The sequence below is a fragment of the Amycolatopsis sp. NPDC048633 genome, from assembly GCF_040650695.1.
GTDB lineage: Bacteria > Actinomycetota > Actinomycetes > Mycobacteriales > Pseudonocardiaceae > Amycolatopsis.
Genome location: NZ_JBEZHS010000005.1, coordinates 351,810 through 366,665 on the forward strand (window position 1 = coordinate 351,810; position 14,856 = coordinate 366,665).

Below are 14,856 nucleotides of genomic sequence, written 5' to 3' on the forward strand. Positions count from 1 at the left end.
TTCCGTCACAGCCCCTGGAAGGCCTCCCGCCGCGACGCGAGCCAGGTGGCGAAGTCCTGCAGCCGCGGGTTCAGCTTCCGCACCGCCTCCGGGTCGCGCGCGCCGGCGAACGCGCTTTCGTGCTCGGCGTAGTAGAAGAACATGTTCGCCAGGTCGTCGGCGCCCGGGAAGCCCGACGAACGCAGGGCCTCGACGCTCATCGGCCGGTAGGCGACGTCGGTGCCGAGCTCCTTGGCGAACGCCGCCGCGTACTCCTCGCCGGTCAGGTTCTCGCCGGAGATGCTGATCGTCTCCCCCGCCAGCGACGGGCCCTGCACGAAGACGCCGAACGCCGTCCGGCCGATGTCCTCCGCCGCGATGCCCGGCAGCCGCCGGTCGCCCATCGGCAGGTGCAGCGCGAGGACGCCGTCGTCGTCGCGGACCGGGCGGAAGAAGTCGACGAAGGCCTCGAAGTAGAAGGTCGTCGAGAGGAACGTCGTCGGCACGCCCGCCTCGACGAAGAACGCCTCCGCTTCGGCCTTGCTGTCGAAGTGCGGGACCTTGTACCGCTCGTGGAGCGTCGGCACGCGGTCGTCGCGCAGGTGCAGGCGCGTGTCCGGCAGGGTCGACCAGATCACGTGCCGCAGCCCCGTGGCCTTCGCGGCCGCCGCCAGCGCGCGGGCCTGGTGCTGCTCGCGTTCGACCGAGTTGTACTCCCAGAACGCGGTGACCAGGTAAGCGCCGTACGCGCCTTCGAGGGCCTTCGTGACGCTCGATTCGTCGTCGAGGTCGGCGGCGACGACTTCGGCGCCCCGCGCGGCCAGTGCCTGCGCGGCCGCGGAGTCCGGGTTTCGGGTGATCGCGCGCAGGGCGAACCGCTGCTCCGGGTCGTCGAGGATCGCGCGGGCCAGGCCGCCGCCCTGCTGACCGGTCGCACCGACGACGGCGATGATCTTCTTGTCGGACATCGGGAACCTCCTGGGCTCGGGCCGGGATGGTCCGGCCACCGGTCCAGGAAACCGCCGCGACATGCACGGGGAGTGCACGCCGCGTGCACGCGGTTTACAAGACCGCCCCGGCATTCCTAGGATTCGCCGGTCGGGCCGCAGAACGGGAGGTTCCGGATGGCGCGCGCCGATCGGCGGCGGGACGACGAGATCTCCGTCGCCGAGCTGCTCCGGGAGACCGGGGCGACCCCGCGCTCGCTCGGCGGGCCGGCCCCGGCCACGGCGGCTCGCGAGGAGGACACCGGCGATGGCTACCGCGAACGGCTCGAGCAGCGGGCGCGCGAGGCCGCGGCGGGCCAGCAGCGGGTGGGGCGGCGGATCCGGTGGATCTTCGGGATCGCCGGCGCCGTTGTGGTGCTCGGCAGCCTCGTGCTCATCGCCGTCACGTCCGAAAGCTCGCCCCAGCGCCAGGCGGCCGCGCCCCCGGGCCCGCTCGCGCCGGCGACGACGACGCGTTCGACGACGCCGTCCCTGGCGAGACCGAGCCCCACGCCGATCCCGACCGTGCTGCGGCAGACCGCGACGTCGTCGGCCGAGTCCCAGCCGCCGCCCCCGCCCGAAGCCGCGACGTGCGTCGTGCGCTTCTCCCTGTCGGACCAGTGGAACGACGGCTTCACCGCGGAAGTCGCCATCACCAATAAGGGCGGCGAGACGCTGTCGCCGTGGACGCTCTCCTGGACGTTCGCCGCCGGTCAGCGGGTCACCCACGGCTGGGACGGCAAGTACGGCCAGAGCGGCACCCGGGTCACCGTGAACGCCGAGTCCTACAACAGCACCCTCGCGCCGGGCGCGACCGTCAGCACCGGCCTGAACGGCGCCTTCGACCACGGCAACCCGGCGCCCACGGCGTTCACCCTCAACGGCGCCCGCTGCGACGCGGGCTGAACACCGCTGGGCAGAATGGGCCGATGGACTCGTTCGACCTGGGGCGGCTGAGTGACTACGACTTCGAAGTGCTCTGCCGGGACCTGTTCGAGGAGATGCTGGGCCTGAGGATCGAGATCTTCGCGCGAGGCGCCGACGGCGGCGTCGACCTCCGGCACATGGCCGACGACGGCTCGTCGGTAGTGATCCAGTGCAAGCATTGGGCGCGCACCGGCAGGACGAAGCTGCTCGCGCACATGCGGGACAAGGAACGCCCCAAGATCGCGGCCCTTCAGCCTGCCCGATACATCCTCGCGACGAGCGTCGAGCTGACGGTGGACGCGAAGGACACCCTGCTCGAGGACCTTTCACCGTTCGTCCGCACCACCGGGGACCTCTATGGCGCGGAGCAGATCGCCGAGGAGCTCCGCAAACGTCCTGGCCTCGTGCGACAGCACTTCCGGCTGTGGCTTTCCAACACGACCGTCCTGCAGGAAGTTCTACGCCAGGACGCGCTGATCCGGTCAGCCGACCTGGTCGACGAGCTCGACGAAGCCGCGAAGACGTTCGTCCCGACTCCCGTGTTCGACACCGCCCGGAGGTTGCTCGGCCGGGAATCAATCTGCTTGCTCGCCGGGATCCCGGGAGTTGGCAAGACCACCATCGCGAAGATGCTCGCCCGGCTCCATCTCGAGAACGGGTACCAGGTTGTCGACGTGTCCCGCGACGTCGACGAGATCGACAGGGCTTGGTTGGACGGCACACCGCAGCTGTTCTTCTACGACGATTTCCTCGGCCAGATCACCCTCGAACACCAGCTCGGGAAGAACGAGGACCGCCGTCTTCTCCGAGTTATGCGCAGGGTCCGGAAAACGCCCGGAAAGCTCCTGCTCCTCACTACTCGCGAGTACATCCTCCAAGAGGCCAAACGCCGTTACGAAAGCCTGGACGATGGCGATCTCGAGCCGGTGACGTGCGACGTCCGGATGGGTACCTTGAACCGCGGCGTCCGGGCGAACATCCTGTACAACCACGTCTACTACTCGCAGCTCACGACCGCCGAAAAGCGGAGGTTCGCAGACCCGTCTCGCTGGCTGGAGCTGGTCCGGCATCGCAACTTCAATCCCCGGCTCGTCGAAGGAACTCTGCGCCTCGCGGCCCGCGACGACACTGAGGACGTCGCGAAGGCGCTGCTCCTCAACTTCGAGAACCCGGAGCGGATCTGGGCGCACGCCGTCGAGGAGGATCTCGACGAGCCCGCTGTCCACCTGCTCGAGGCGCTCTTCACCTTCAACGGGCACGCGGAACTGGACTTCCTGCACAAAGCCTGGGCCCACTACCGCACAGCGCTCGGGCAGGACGACAGCCGGCGGCTCTTCGACCGCGCGATGAAGGTGCTCGACGGTTCGATGATCGAGACCTGGCGGGAACTCGCGCTGTTCGAAGTCGAGTTCCCGACCCAGCTGCTTGTGGACTTCGACAACCCGTCCATCCGCGACTATCTGCAGGTTCGGGTCCTCTCGAACCGGGCTCCCCTTGACAAGCTCCTGGACAGCGTCACGGACGCGCCGCGGATCCACCGTCTGGCCACCTTGGCCTCCGATCACCCCGGCTCCTTCCTGCTGAACCTGATGCTCGACCGTAGCGATTCCCTGACGACCGTCCTCGTCGACAACGCCGCCGACCCGGAGAGCTGCCTTGAGATAGCGACAGTGATCGCCTCGCACGAACTCGCCGAATTCGCGGTGGGAGCGATCGAGAACGACGTCCTGGACTCCGATCTGTACGACGATTCGAACAGCCTCGCTTCTCTTGCCTCCGGCGTCGAAGCGAGCGAGTTCATACCCGAGGACACTCGGTTACGCTTGTCGGGAGAACTGCTCGACAAGATGATTCGGTATGAATGGGACGCCAACGACGAGCTCATCGAGCGATGGTCGGCCTTCAACTACCTGGAAGACGTACTGACCGACCTGGAGGTTCGTGGAGCGTCAGAGCGCTTGCAGACGCTCGAGCAAGAAATCACCGCGGCGATCTACGAGGAGCTTGGCGAATGGCTGAACGACGAGGTCGGCAAAGCGCAAGAATTGGCACGTCACGAGCCCCTTTGGGAGCTCGACGAAATCTTGTCCTTTATTCCTCTCGAAGAACTTCCTGAAGAGCTTCGCCCTGGTTACTCGGCCGCGATGGCGGCTCTCGAAACGCTCTCCCGCGAGCAGCCGAAAGACTCCCGGCAACTGCCTCTGCTCGGACAGACAGCTTTCGAAGACGGTCCAGCCGCCAAGCCCCGCGACCTGGCTGTCACGGAGTCCTTTCGCAGTCTTCTCGAGGACGCCAGCTAACCCAGTACCTCGCGCATGAATGTCACAAGCCACTGTTGTGCCGGGCTGCGGGCGTGCGTGTGGCGCGTGTACACCGACACCTGCGCCGGCTCGACCTCGAGCGGCAGTTCGACCAGCCGGACCCGGTGCTGCGCCGCGAACATCTCCGCCACCAGGCGCGGCACCATCGCCACCAGCTCGCCGTCCTGGACCAGGTACGGCAGGGCCGCGAAGCGCGTCACCTCCAGGACCACGCGGTCGAGCAAGCCGTGTGCCTCCAGAGCGCGGCGGGGGCCGTCGTGGCCGGTCGGGCCGAACACCGTCACGTGGCGTTCCGCCGCCAGCTCCTCGAACTCGACCGCGGAACCCAAGCGCGGGTGATCGGCCGCGACCATGCCCAGGTAGCCCTCGGAGAACAGCGGAACCCTCGCCACGCGCTGGGAGCTGATCAGCGGCGACGCGATGAACGCGTCGATCTCGCCGCGGCCGAGCTGGTCGGCCGCGCGGTCGACGTCCAGCGGCCGGACCGTCAGCGTCACGCCCGGCGCCTGGGCGGGCAGCGCCGCCATCAGGCGCGGCAGCAGCGAGATCTCCCCCAGGTCCGACAGGCACAGCGTGAACGCCGCCCGGGCCGTCGACGGCGAGAACGACCACGCGCCGCTGACCGCCGTCTCGATGCCGGACAGCGCGCTGTGCAGCGGTTCGTAGAGCGCACGGGCGGTCGTCGTCGGCACCAGGCCGCCGCCGGTGCGGCGGAACAGTTCGTCGGAGAACCGGCGCCGCAGCTTCTGCAGGCTGTAGCTGATCGTCGGCTGCGTGACGTGCAGGGACTCGGCCGTCGCGGTCACGCTGCGGGTCTCGTAGAGCAGCACGAACGTGCGCACCAGGTTGAGGTCGAAGTCCCGCATCATCGATCCCATCTATGAACGACCGAGCCAACATTTATTGGAACACAGCCGGGGACCTCCCTAGGGTCTGGGCAACCCGCCCGAGGAGGACCCGCGCATGCCCACCGCCCGCCGGCTCGCCCACGAGTTCCTGCACCGCCGTGGCCTGACCACGATCTTCGGCAACCCCGGCTCCAACGAGCTGCCGTTCCTCGCCGAGCTGCCTGATGACTTCCACTACGTCCTCGGCCTGCACGAAGGCGCCGTCGTCGGGATGGCCGACGGCTACGCCCAGGCGACCGGCCGCCCGGTGCTGGTCAACCTGCACGCCGCCGCCGGCTCGGGCAACGCGATGGGCGCGCTGACCAACGCCGTCTACTCGCGCTCTCCCCTGGTGCTCACGGCCGGCCAGCAGGTGCGGGCGGCCATCGGCATGGAGGCGATGCTCGCCAACGTCGACGCCACGCAGCTGATGCGGCCCCTGGTCGCCTGGTCGGGCGAGCCGAGCTGCGCCGAAGACGTCCCGCGGTCGCTCGCGCAGGCCGTGTTCGAAGCCGAGCTGCACCGGCGCCCGAGCTACCTTTCGGTGCCCTACGACGACTGGGCCGCCGAACTGGACGCGAACGCCGCCGTCACCCTGGACCGCGACGTCCGAAGAGGACTCAACCCGTCACCGGCCCAGCTGGACGACCTGGTCGCGCAGGTCGCCAGTGCCCGCAACCCCGCGCTCGTCCTGGGCGGCGACCTCGACGCGGTGGGCCTGTTCGACCGGGCCGTCGCGCTCGCCGAGCACCTCGGCCTGCCGACCTGGGTGGCGCCGTCGCCGCACCGGCTGCCTTTCCCCAACCGGCACCCGCTCTTCCGCGGCGTGCTGCCGGCCGGCATCGCGCCGGTCTCGGCCGCGCTGACCGGGCACGACCTCGTGCTCGTGCTCGGCGCGCCGGTGTTCCGCTACCACCAGTACGTGCCGGGCTCGTACCTACCGGAGGGCACGCGGCTGGTCCAGGTGACCGACGACTTCGGCGCGGCGGCCCGCGCGCCGATGGGCGAGGCGCTGGTCGCCGACCCCGCACCGGTGATCGAGGCCCTGCTGGCCAAGGTGCCCGCACGAACGTCGACCGGCGCCTTCGTCGCGAACCCGGAGCCCAAGACCGGCGAGAAAGCGCTGCACCCCGAGCAGGTCTTCGCGGCGCTGCGCGAAACCCAGCCCGGCGACACCCGCTACGTCGTCGAATCGACATCGACGAACTCGGCCTGGTGGCGGCAGCTGGACCTGCGCCGCGAAGGCTCGTACTTCTTCCCCGCCGCCGGCGGGCTCGGCTTCGGCCTGCCCGCCGCGGTCGGCGTCGCCATGGGCAGCCCGGACCGCCCGGTCGTCGGCGTCATCGGCGACGGCTCGGCGAACTACGGCATCACGGCGTTGTGGACGGCGGCGCACTACCGCGTCCCGGTCACGTTCGTGATCCTGCGCAACGGCGTCTACGGCGCGCTGCAGTGGTTCGGCGAGGTGCTCGGGACGCCGGACGTGCCCGGCACCGAAATTCCCGGCCTGGACTTCACCGCGATCGCCGCCGGCTACGGCGTTTCCGCCACCACCGTCACCGGCCTCGACGACCTGTACGCCCAGCTCAAGACGACCCCGGACGGCCCGCGGCTGATCCAGGTCGACACCGAACCGACCTCACCGGAGTGATCATGACCTTGCTCGACGACGACTTCGTCCGCGGTACCGGCGGGACCCATCCGGTCGTCGAACCGGCCACCGGGGAAATCCTGGGCAGCGTGGGCATCGCGACGCCGGACGACGTCGCGAAGGCCGCTTCGGCCGCCGCCGCGGCTCAGCGCGACTGGGCCCGGCGCAAGCCCGCCGAGCGCGCCGCGGTGCTGCGCCGCGCCGGGGACCTGTGGGAGAAGCACGCGGCCGAGTTGCAGGACTGGATCGTCCGCGAAGCCGGTTCGACGCGGCCCAAGGCCGGGATCGAGACGGAGATGGCGGCCGGGATCTGCTTCGAGGCCGCGGCCCTGCCCACCCATCCGCGCGGCGAGGTGCTGAGCACCGGCGAACCGCGCTGGTCGCTGGCCCGGCGCCTCCCGGCCGGGGTGGTTTCGGTGATCTCGCCGTTCAACTTCCCGCTGATCCTGGCGATCCGCTCGGTCGCGCCGGCCCTCGCGCTCGGCAACGCCGTGCTGCTCAAGCCGGATCTGCGCACGGCGGTGTCCGGCGGGGTGAGCATCGTGCGCGTCTTCGAAGAGGCCGGGCTGCCCGAAGGCCTGCTGCACCTGCTGCCCGGGGACGCCGCCGTCGGCGCCGCGGTGGTCGACGCCCCGGAGGTGTCGGTCGTGTCGTTCACCGGCTCGACGGCCGCCGGGCGCAAGGTCGGCGAGGCCGCCGCGCGGGCGCTCAAGCGCGTGCACCTGGAGCTGGGCGGGAACAACGCGCTCGTCGTGCTGCCGGGCGCCGACGTCGCCAAGGCCGCGTCCGCCGGCGCGTTCGGCTCGTTCCTCCACCAGGGCCAGATCTGCATGACGACCGGACGCCACCTCGTGCACGAGTCCCAAGTGGACGAATACGTCGAGGCGCTGGCCGAGAAGGCGCGCCGGCTGCCGGTGGGCAATCCGGCCGCGGGCGACGTCGCGCTCGGCCCGATCATCGACGCCCGCCAGCTCGCCCACGTCACCGACGTCGTCGACCGGAGTGTCGCGGCCGGCGCACAGGTCGTCGCGGGCGGGAAGCCCGACGCACCGTTCTACCCGCCGACCGTCCTCTTCGGACTCTCCGACGAGAACCCCGCCTGGCGCGAGGAGATCTTCGGCCCGGTCGCGCCGGTGCGCGCCTACCGCGACCTCGACGAGGCCGCGCGGATCGTCAACGACTCCGAGTACGGCCTGTCGGTCGGCATCCTCGGCGACGTCGGCACCGCGATGACGCTGGCCGACGAGGTCCGCTCGGGCAAGGTGCACATCAACGAGCAGACCGTCGGCGACGAGCCCACCGCGCCGTTCGGCGGCGTCGGCAACTCCGGCAACGGCTCCCGCTTCGGCGGCGCCCAGGCCAACATCGAGGCCTTCACCGAAACCCAGTGGCTGACCGTCCGCGCGGACATCGCGGGCTACCCCTTCTGAGGAGTACGACGATGACGACGTCTCCCGCCCGTACCGTGTGGACGGCCGTCCTCTGCTGGCTGACCGTCCTGCTCGAGGGCTACGACCTGGTCGCGCTCGGCGCCACCATCCCGACCCTGCTGAAGAGCGGCCACCTCGGCTTCACCGCGGCCGGCGCGACGGCGGTCGCCACCGTGTCGCTGGTCGGCGTGGCGGTCGGTGCGGCGTTCCTCGGTCCGCTCACCGACCGCTTCGGCCGCCGCGGCATGCTCATCGGCTCGGTGCTGCTGTTCTCGCTGTTCACCCTGCTGACGCCGGTGGCGCCGAACGTCGCGACGTTCGGGATCTTCCGGTTCGTCGCCGGGCTCGGCCTCGGCGCGTGCATGCCGGTGGCGCTGACCGTGATGTCGGAGAACCTTTCGGCCCGGCGGCGGGCCAGCGCCAGCACGTTCACGATGACGGGCTACCACGTCGGCGCGGTGCTGACGTCGATCCTCGCGCTGTACGCGAAAGACGACTGGCACCTGCTGTTCTACGGCGGCGGGATCGTCGGCCTGCTGGCCGTGCCGCTGATGTGGTGGAAGCTGCCCGAATCGGCGGCCTACCTCGCGTCCCGAGAGGACGCGGCGACCGAGCGCGTCGGGCTGCGCGACCTGCTGGGCGCGCGGTTCCGGCGGATCAGCATCGCCGTGTGGACCGGTTCGTTCATGGGGTTGCTGCTGGTCTACGGGCTCAACACGTGGCTGCCGCAGCTGATGCGCACCGCGGGCTACCCGATCTCGACGTCGATCACGCTGCTGCTGGTGCTCAACATCGGCGCGGTGCTCGGGCTGGTGCTGGCCGGCACGATCGCCGACCGGTTCGGCATCCGGCCGATCGCCCGGATCTGGTTCGGCGCGGGTGCGGTGCTGCTCGCGGCGCTGAGCCTGAAGATCGGGAACGCGTTCGTGCTCAACGCGGTCGTGCTGCTGACCGGCGTGTTCGTGTTCTCCGCGCAGGTGCTGATCTACGGGTACGTGGCCCAGGCGTTCCCGGCGCAGGCACGGGGCACGGCACTCGGGCTGACGTCGGCGGTCGGGCGGCTCGGGTCGATCCTCGGGCCGTTCGTGACCGGCGCGCTGGTCACGGCCGGGGTCGCGTATCCGTGGGGGTTCTACTTCTTCGCCATCGTGGCCGCGTTCGGGCTGCTCGCGGTGCTGATGCTGCGCGGCGAGTCGCGGGCGCCCGCGGAGCTGACGGCGGTGTAGTCAGGCCGTTTCCTCGGGGCGGCGGCGCATGGTCGGCTCGGGGTCCTCGGTGCGGCGGTCGGAGTCTTTCAGCACCTCACGGGCCTGGGCCTCGGGGTCGGCGCTGTCGGCGGCTTGCTCTTCCGGGAGGAGCTCGGCGCGGGTTTCCGTCCGGTCGGGGATCTTGTCGTCCATGGTGGGGTGGTACCCGCTGCCGCGCGGGCTCAGACACCGTTCAACCGGCCGTGGGTAGAGTCGGGCTCCGTCTCAGTCCTTCGTCCGCCGGTTCCCCGCCGCGTCCCGGCGAAGGCGGTCCGCTTCGTCCGAGATCTCCCCGAGCTGCTCCGCCAGCCCGGCGTGCTCGACAGCCAGGTGCGGCTGAGCCGCGGCCAAGGGCGGCAGGAGCGTCGCGGGGTCGTCGCCGCCCAAGGCCGCCCCCAGGCGGTCCGCGCTCTCCTGGGCTGCCGGGCCGAGGCCGTCCAGCGCGCTCACCCGGCCGGCCAGCTGGCGCAGGACCACCGAGTTGCGGCGCGCCCAGTCGGCGACCGCGCGGTCGCCTGCCCGGCGGTCACGCTCCGCGTCGACCCGGGCCTCGCCCGTCTTCTCCCCCGTGTTCGACGGCTGCAGCCGCAGGTAGCGCCGTTCCGCGGCCTGACGGCTCGCGACGCCCAGTGCAGGCGCCAGCGCCACCCAGCTGGCACCCGCCGCCCGGGCCGCCGTGATCAGCTCGGGCTCCCAGCCGGCGAGCTCGTCGCGCAGCACCCGGAGGCCGGCCAGCGCGGACAGCAGCCGATCCGGGTCCGCCGAGCCGGCGCGGGCGGCCGCGACCACCTCGTGGATCCGGCGCAGCGCGTCGGCGGGATCGCTTGCGTCCACTCGTCATCCTTTCGACGACTCGCATCTTGTCATCGTTCTGACGACATGCTAGAACACAAGCGCGTGGTGACGCCAGAGTCGCCGAGCAGGTGCTGCGGGCGTTCGTGGGCGAGGTCGAGCCGACCGGCTGGTGACGCCGGGCCCGGAGATCGGTCGCCGGCAAACAGCTCGACCTCGACCACCGGCTCAGAGCGACTCGACCCTGAACACCGCGATGCGCTCCGCCGCCGCGGCCGCCGCGTCCGGGGTCGCCGCCTCCGCGAGACCCGTTGTCACCAGCCGCTTTCCCACGCTGGCCGGGCTGTTCGCCACCAGCTCGCGCAGGAGCGGGCGGCGCTCCTCCACCGGGACCTCCATGAGGCGGGCCGGCGACGTGCGGCGGCCGCGGGTGAGCGTCACCTCGGCCGCCGCGCGGGCGTTCGCCACCCAGGCCGCCTTCGGATAGGCCTGGAAGATGTAGCGGTCGCCGCCGATCGGGATGACCGCGATCGGGAACGTGCGCGGCACTCCCGTGCGCCGTCCGGGGACCGTGAGCAGCTGCATCGGGCCGAACGCGACCCCCATCCGCTGGAGCCCCACGACGAGCTTGTTCCCAGCGTTGACCATCCGCCGGTAGTTCTGCGCTGTTGTCATGCCACGACCGTACACGAGATCATATGAGTTTCATATGATCTCGGACTCGTATGTCAGTGGCGTGCCGGACCGGGTTCCGTTTCCGGCGGCAACGGGTCCGGCACGGGCGTACCCGGCTCCGGAGCCGGCCGGTCCGGATCCGGGCCCGGCAACGACGGGTCCGGGGCGACGGGATCGGACGGAATCGGCTCGGGCGGGGCCGGCGGTGCGGTCATACGAGCTGTGGTCGGCATCGGTTTTCCCTCCGCCACACTGCGCCGTCCGCGACTCGGACGGCGATCACTGGGGGCTACCACCGTGGCGCGACGCGGAAACAACCGGCGCCCACGCCCGGCCGAGGAAGGCCAGCATCCGCGTTTGCTCGTCGGTCGTCGCGCACCTCGGCCGGCACCGCGCCGAACCCGTCCTGGGCACGCCGGTACCGGACTCGACAGTTGACCCTGACACCGTGTCAGCCGCTATCCCGGACCCATGACGTTCTTCCGCACCGCCACCGAGGTGGCCGCCGACCTCCGCCGGGGCGTGCTCTCGGCCCGCGAGCTGACCGAACAGCTCTTCGCCCGCATCGACGCCTCCGAGGTCAACGCCGTCGTCGCGACCCGCCGCGACTTCGCGCTCGAGGCTGCTTCGAAAGCCGACATGACGACCGGTGGCCCGCTGCACGGCGTCCCGATGACGGTCAAGGACGCCTTCGCCGTCGCCGGGATGGCCACCACCTGGGGCGAGCCGGCGTTCGCGACCAGCGTCGCCGACGAGGACGCCACGGTCGTCGAACGGCTGGAGGGCGCGGGCGCGATCGTCGTCGGCAAGTCGAACGTGCACCACATGCTCGCCGACTTCGGCCGGACCGAGAACCCGGTCTACGGCCGGACGGTGAACCCTAGAGACCCCGAGCTGACGCCGGGCGGGTCGAGCGGCGGGGCGGCGGCCGCGCTCGCGGCCGGACTGTCCTTTCTGGAGTACGGCTCGGACCTGGCCGGGTCGATCCGGATCCCGGCCGCGTACTGCGGCGTCTACGGCCTCAAGCCGACGCCGGGAACCGTGCCGCTGCGGGGTTTCCAGCCGCCCGGGCCCTTCGCCGATCCCGTCCGCGAGTTCCCGTCGGCCGTCGGCCCCCTGGCCCGCTCGGCCGCCGACCTGCGCCTCGCGCTGAGCGTCACCGGCGAACCGGGAGCCCGGTCGCGGCGATCACGGCTCGCGGACTTCCGCGTCGGCGTCGTGCTCGACGATCCGGGCTGCCCGGTGACCGACGAGGTGGGCCAGGTCCTGTCCGACGCCGTCGACGCGCTCGCCCGGGCCGGAGTGCGGGTGGTCGAAGGCTGGCCGGACGACGTCGATCCGGTCGTCCAGGCGGAGGCGTTCGGCTTCCAGGTCGAGCTGTTCTTCGCCGCACAGGAAGGCCGGGAGCCCGACGGCGTGGCCGAGCAGGAGCGGCTCCGGGCGACGCTGGGGGTGGCGTGGGGCCGGTACTTCGCGGACGTCGACGTCTTCCTCTGCCCGACCGTGTTCACGACGGCGTTCCCGCACGACGACCGGCACCGCTACGACGACCAGGTGTTTTGGGTCGCGCAGGCGTCGCTGCCCGGGCTGCCGGCGGTGAGCGCCCCGGCCGGCGGCGCGCTGCCGGTCGGGCTCCAGGTGGTCGGGCCGGCGCACGAGGACGACACCGCGATCACGTTCGCCGAGCTCGCCGCGGACGTCGTCGGCGGATTCGTCCCGCCTGCGGAATGATCGGATGCGTGTTCTCCATCGGCGACTTCGCCCGCCACGGCCGCGTGTCGGTCCGGATGCTGCGCCACTACGACGCGCTCGGCCTGCTGCGGCCGGCGCGCGTCGACCCCGCGACCGGCTACCGCAGCTACGACGCAGGCCAGCTGGCGCGGCTCAACCGGATCGTCGCGCTGAAGGACCTCGGGTTCACCCTCGAGCAGGTGGCGACGCTGCTGACCGACGAAGTCACGGTCGAGCAGGTGCGCGGCATGCTCGCGCTGCGGCGCGCGGAGCTGGAAGCCGCGTTGGCCGAAGGCGCCGCGCGGCTCGTTCAGGTCGAGGCCCGGCTGCGGACGATCGAGGACGAAGGCCGGCCGACGACGCACGACGTCGTCGTCAAGGAGCTCCCCGCGCTGCGGGTGGTCGAGCTGACGGGCGTGGCGGCGGGGTTCGCGCCGGAGGCGATCGGCCCGGTGGTCCGGCCGCTGTGCGCGGAGCTCGGCCGCCGCCTCCCCCTCGCCGACGTCACCCCGGCGGGCCGGCTGACGTGCTACTACGAGCAGCGCGCGGAGGACGAGGTCGTCGTGCACGCGGCGGTTCCGGCGTCGGCCGGGCCGGGCGACCTCAACGGCTTGACGGTGGTGGACCTGCCGGCGGTCCGCGCGGCGACGCTGGTCCACCGCGGCGCGATCGACGGCGTGCTGCCGAGCTGGCAGGCGGTGGTCCGGTGGGTTGCCGACCACGGGTTCACGTCGGCCGGGCCGCAGCGGGAGCTGTACCTCGACTGCCCCGAGGACCCTTCGGGCTGGGTGACGGAGCTGCAGGAGCCGATCAGCTGAGAGGATCCTCCGATGACGCCGCCCCGTGCCTTCATCTCCTACACCCGGGACACCGACCAGCACTGTGCCGCGGTCCGGCGGTTCGCGGCTCTTCTGCGGGAAAACGGGGTCGACGTCGAACTCGACCAGGGAGCCGGCGAGTACGCCTGGGCGCTGAAGAACCTCACTGAAGCCGACTTCGTCATCGTCGTGGCGTCGGAAGGCTATCGGCGCCTCGGCGACGGAGCCGACCTCGGCGACCAGGCCGAAGCGTCGGCGCTGCGCGACCTTCTCCAGGGTGATCGGCCCCCGAAGCTCCTCCCCGCGATCCTGCCCGGCCGGAAGATCGGCGACCTCCCCGCGTTCTTGCACGGTCACAGCGCCGACCAGTTCCTGGTCCCCGCGCTGACGGCGGACGGCGTCGACCACCTGCTCCGCCACCTGACCCGGCAGTCCCTGGCGGTCTCGTGGCGATCGGAGCTGCTCCCGCAGGGCTACCAGCCGCAGCGCCCGCTCGTCGAGGTGCATCTCGTTCCGGCGGCACGACACGGCGTACCGGAGTTCGAGCGGACGTGCGACGAACTGGCGACCCTCGGAAGGGCCGATGGGCTCTTCTCGCCGACGCAGTCCTTGAGCGTCGGATCGTCCGAGGACGCGGCGTGGGCGTTTTCGACCGACTCCCGCGCAGAGGACTGTGGACTCGCCGTGGTGCGCGACGGACAGCGGACGTGCTGGTTCCCGTTGCCCGGAGCGGTTCTCGATCAGGAGGGCCTGGCGCGGCAGGTCGCGGTCCGGCTGCGGACGCTGCTGGCCATCAGCCTCCCGGGGTCCGGCCACCTGGCTCCCGGGATCGGGCTGGACCCGGTCACCGCGACGACCGGGATCGCCGAGGCGTCGGCCCACCACGCGACGTTCAGCCTGACCAGTCCCGGGCGCATCAGGATCGGCCCCGAGGAGGCCTTCGCCCCCGAAGAGCTGCATCGCGGGGCGGGGGCAATCGCCGAGGAGCTCGTCGCGCGGCTCGCGGCTCCGCTCGAGCGCTAGTCCGTCCGCGGGTGGTGGGCGTGCTCGGCCGGGAGGTCGCGGTCCAGGTGGTCCGCGTGGTGCAGCGCCTGGGCCAGCAGGCCGCGCACGTGGTTGTCGGCCGCCGAGTAGTAGACGAACGTTCCCTCGCGGCGGCCTTTCACCAGGCCGGCCAGCCTGAGCTTCGCCAGGTGCTGGCTGACCGCCGTCGGGGCCGCGCCCGCCAGCTCCGCCAGGCACGCCACCGACGACTCGCCCTGCAGCAGCGCCCAAAGCACCTTGATGCGGGTCGGGTCGGCGAGCAGGCGGAACGACTCCGCGGCCAGGTGGACCTGCTCGTCGGTGGGCATGTCGAACTCCGGCGACGACGCGTGCATGCGGCGAACCTTACTACTTGCGTATCTGCGTGC

14 protein-coding genes are annotated in these 14,856 nt (G+C 71.4%); 8 read left to right on the forward strand and 6 right to left on the reverse strand.

The features are described from left to right. Positions 1-5: 5 nt before the first annotated feature. Entirely contained in the window at positions 6-947 is a 942-nt protein-coding gene (locus AB0C38_RS13970) for an NmrA/HSCARG family protein (RefSeq protein ID WP_360671769.1), read from the reverse strand. 156 nt (positions 948-1,103) lie between these two features. Between AB0C38_RS13970 and AB0C38_RS13975 the strand changes: the two genes are divergently transcribed. Then, positions 1,104-1,871 (forward strand): cellulose-binding domain-containing protein, encoded by a 768-nt coding sequence (locus tag AB0C38_RS13975; RefSeq protein ID WP_360671772.1) that lies wholly within the window; start codon positions 1,104-1,106, stop codon positions 1,869-1,871. A 23-nt stretch (positions 1,872-1,894) separates the two neighbouring features. Further along, the gene (locus AB0C38_RS13980) at positions 1,895-4,192 is read left to right on the forward strand and encodes a restriction endonuclease (RefSeq protein WP_360671774.1); all 2,298 of its coding nucleotides are present in this window, start codon (positions 1,895-1,897) and stop codon (positions 4,190-4,192) included. On the opposite strand, the gene AB0C38_RS13985 is transcribed toward AB0C38_RS13980, so the two are convergent. Then, positions 4,189-5,079, reverse strand: a complete 891-nt coding sequence (locus AB0C38_RS13985) for a LysR family transcriptional regulator (RefSeq protein ID WP_360671777.1) — start codon at positions 5,077-5,079, stop codon at positions 4,189-4,191. The genes AB0C38_RS13980 and AB0C38_RS13985 overlap by 4 nt on opposite strands. A 97-nt stretch (positions 5,080-5,176) precedes the next feature. Here AB0C38_RS13985 and mdlC point away from each other — a divergent pair, with 97 nt between their 5' ends. The 3 genes from mdlC to AB0C38_RS14000 are packed head-to-tail and all read left to right on the forward strand — an operon-like array spanning position 5,177 to position 9,407. Then, entirely contained in the window at positions 5,177-6,751 is a 1,575-nt protein-coding gene (gene mdlC / locus AB0C38_RS13990; protein WP_360671780.1) for a benzoylformate decarboxylase, read from the forward strand. A gap of 2 nt (positions 6,752-6,753) precedes the next feature. Next, positions 6,754-8,181 carry a benzaldehyde dehydrogenase gene (locus AB0C38_RS13995; RefSeq protein WP_360671782.1) on the forward strand — a complete coding sequence of 476 codons (1,428 nt, stop codon included), beginning with the start codon at positions 6,754-6,756 and terminating at the stop codon, positions 8,179-8,181. Between the two features lie 11 nt (positions 8,182-8,192). Further along, entirely contained in the window at positions 8,193-9,407 is a 1,215-nt protein-coding gene (locus AB0C38_RS14000) for an aromatic acid/H+ symport family MFS transporter (RefSeq protein ID WP_360671785.1), read from the forward strand. Here the strand turns inward: AB0C38_RS14000 and AB0C38_RS14005 are convergent, their stop codons facing one another. From AB0C38_RS14005 to AB0C38_RS14015, 3 genes are all read right to left on the reverse strand, one after another. Continuing rightward, a complete protein-coding gene (locus tag AB0C38_RS14005; protein ID WP_284742728.1) occupies positions 9,408-9,581 on the reverse strand; it encodes a hypothetical protein in 174 nt (57 codons plus the stop codon). It abuts the gene before it with no gap. A 72-nt stretch (positions 9,582-9,653) separates the two neighbouring features. Then, on the reverse strand, positions 9,654-10,262 hold the full coding sequence (locus AB0C38_RS14010; RefSeq protein ID WP_360671788.1) for an HSP18 transcriptional regulator: 609 nt from the start codon (positions 10,260-10,262) through the stop codon (positions 9,654-9,656). 186 nt (positions 10,263-10,448) lie between these two features. Next, complete coding sequence (locus AB0C38_RS14015; RefSeq protein ID WP_360671791.1) at positions 10,449-10,895, reverse strand: nitroreductase/quinone reductase family protein; 447 nt, start codon at positions 10,893-10,895, stop codon at positions 10,449-10,451. 471 nt (positions 10,896-11,366) lie between these two features. On the opposite strand from AB0C38_RS14015, the gene AB0C38_RS14020 reads away from it, so the two are divergent. From AB0C38_RS14020 to AB0C38_RS14030, 3 genes are read left to right on the forward strand one after another with little or no spacing between them, the layout of a single operon-like run. Next, positions 11,367-12,626 (forward strand): amidase family protein, encoded by a 1,260-nt coding sequence (locus AB0C38_RS14020; RefSeq protein ID WP_360671794.1) that lies wholly within the window; start codon positions 11,367-11,369, stop codon positions 12,624-12,626. Between the two features lie 8 nt (positions 12,627-12,634). Next, positions 12,635-13,444 (forward strand): MerR family transcriptional regulator, encoded by an 810-nt coding sequence (locus tag AB0C38_RS14025; RefSeq protein WP_360671796.1) that lies wholly within the window; start codon positions 12,635-12,637, stop codon positions 13,442-13,444. Positions 13,445-13,456: 12 nt separating this feature from the next. Continuing rightward, a complete protein-coding gene (locus AB0C38_RS14030; RefSeq protein ID WP_360671799.1) occupies positions 13,457-14,467 on the forward strand; it encodes an SEFIR domain-containing protein in 1,011 nt (336 codons plus the stop codon). Here the strand turns inward: AB0C38_RS14030 and AB0C38_RS14035 are convergent. Next, positions 14,464-14,823: a metalloregulator ArsR/SmtB family transcription factor gene (locus AB0C38_RS14035; protein WP_360671800.1), complete on the reverse strand. Its 360-nt coding sequence runs from the start codon at positions 14,821-14,823 to the stop codon at positions 14,464-14,466. The genes AB0C38_RS14030 and AB0C38_RS14035 overlap by 4 nt on opposite strands. Positions 14,824-14,856: the final 33 nt, after the last annotated feature.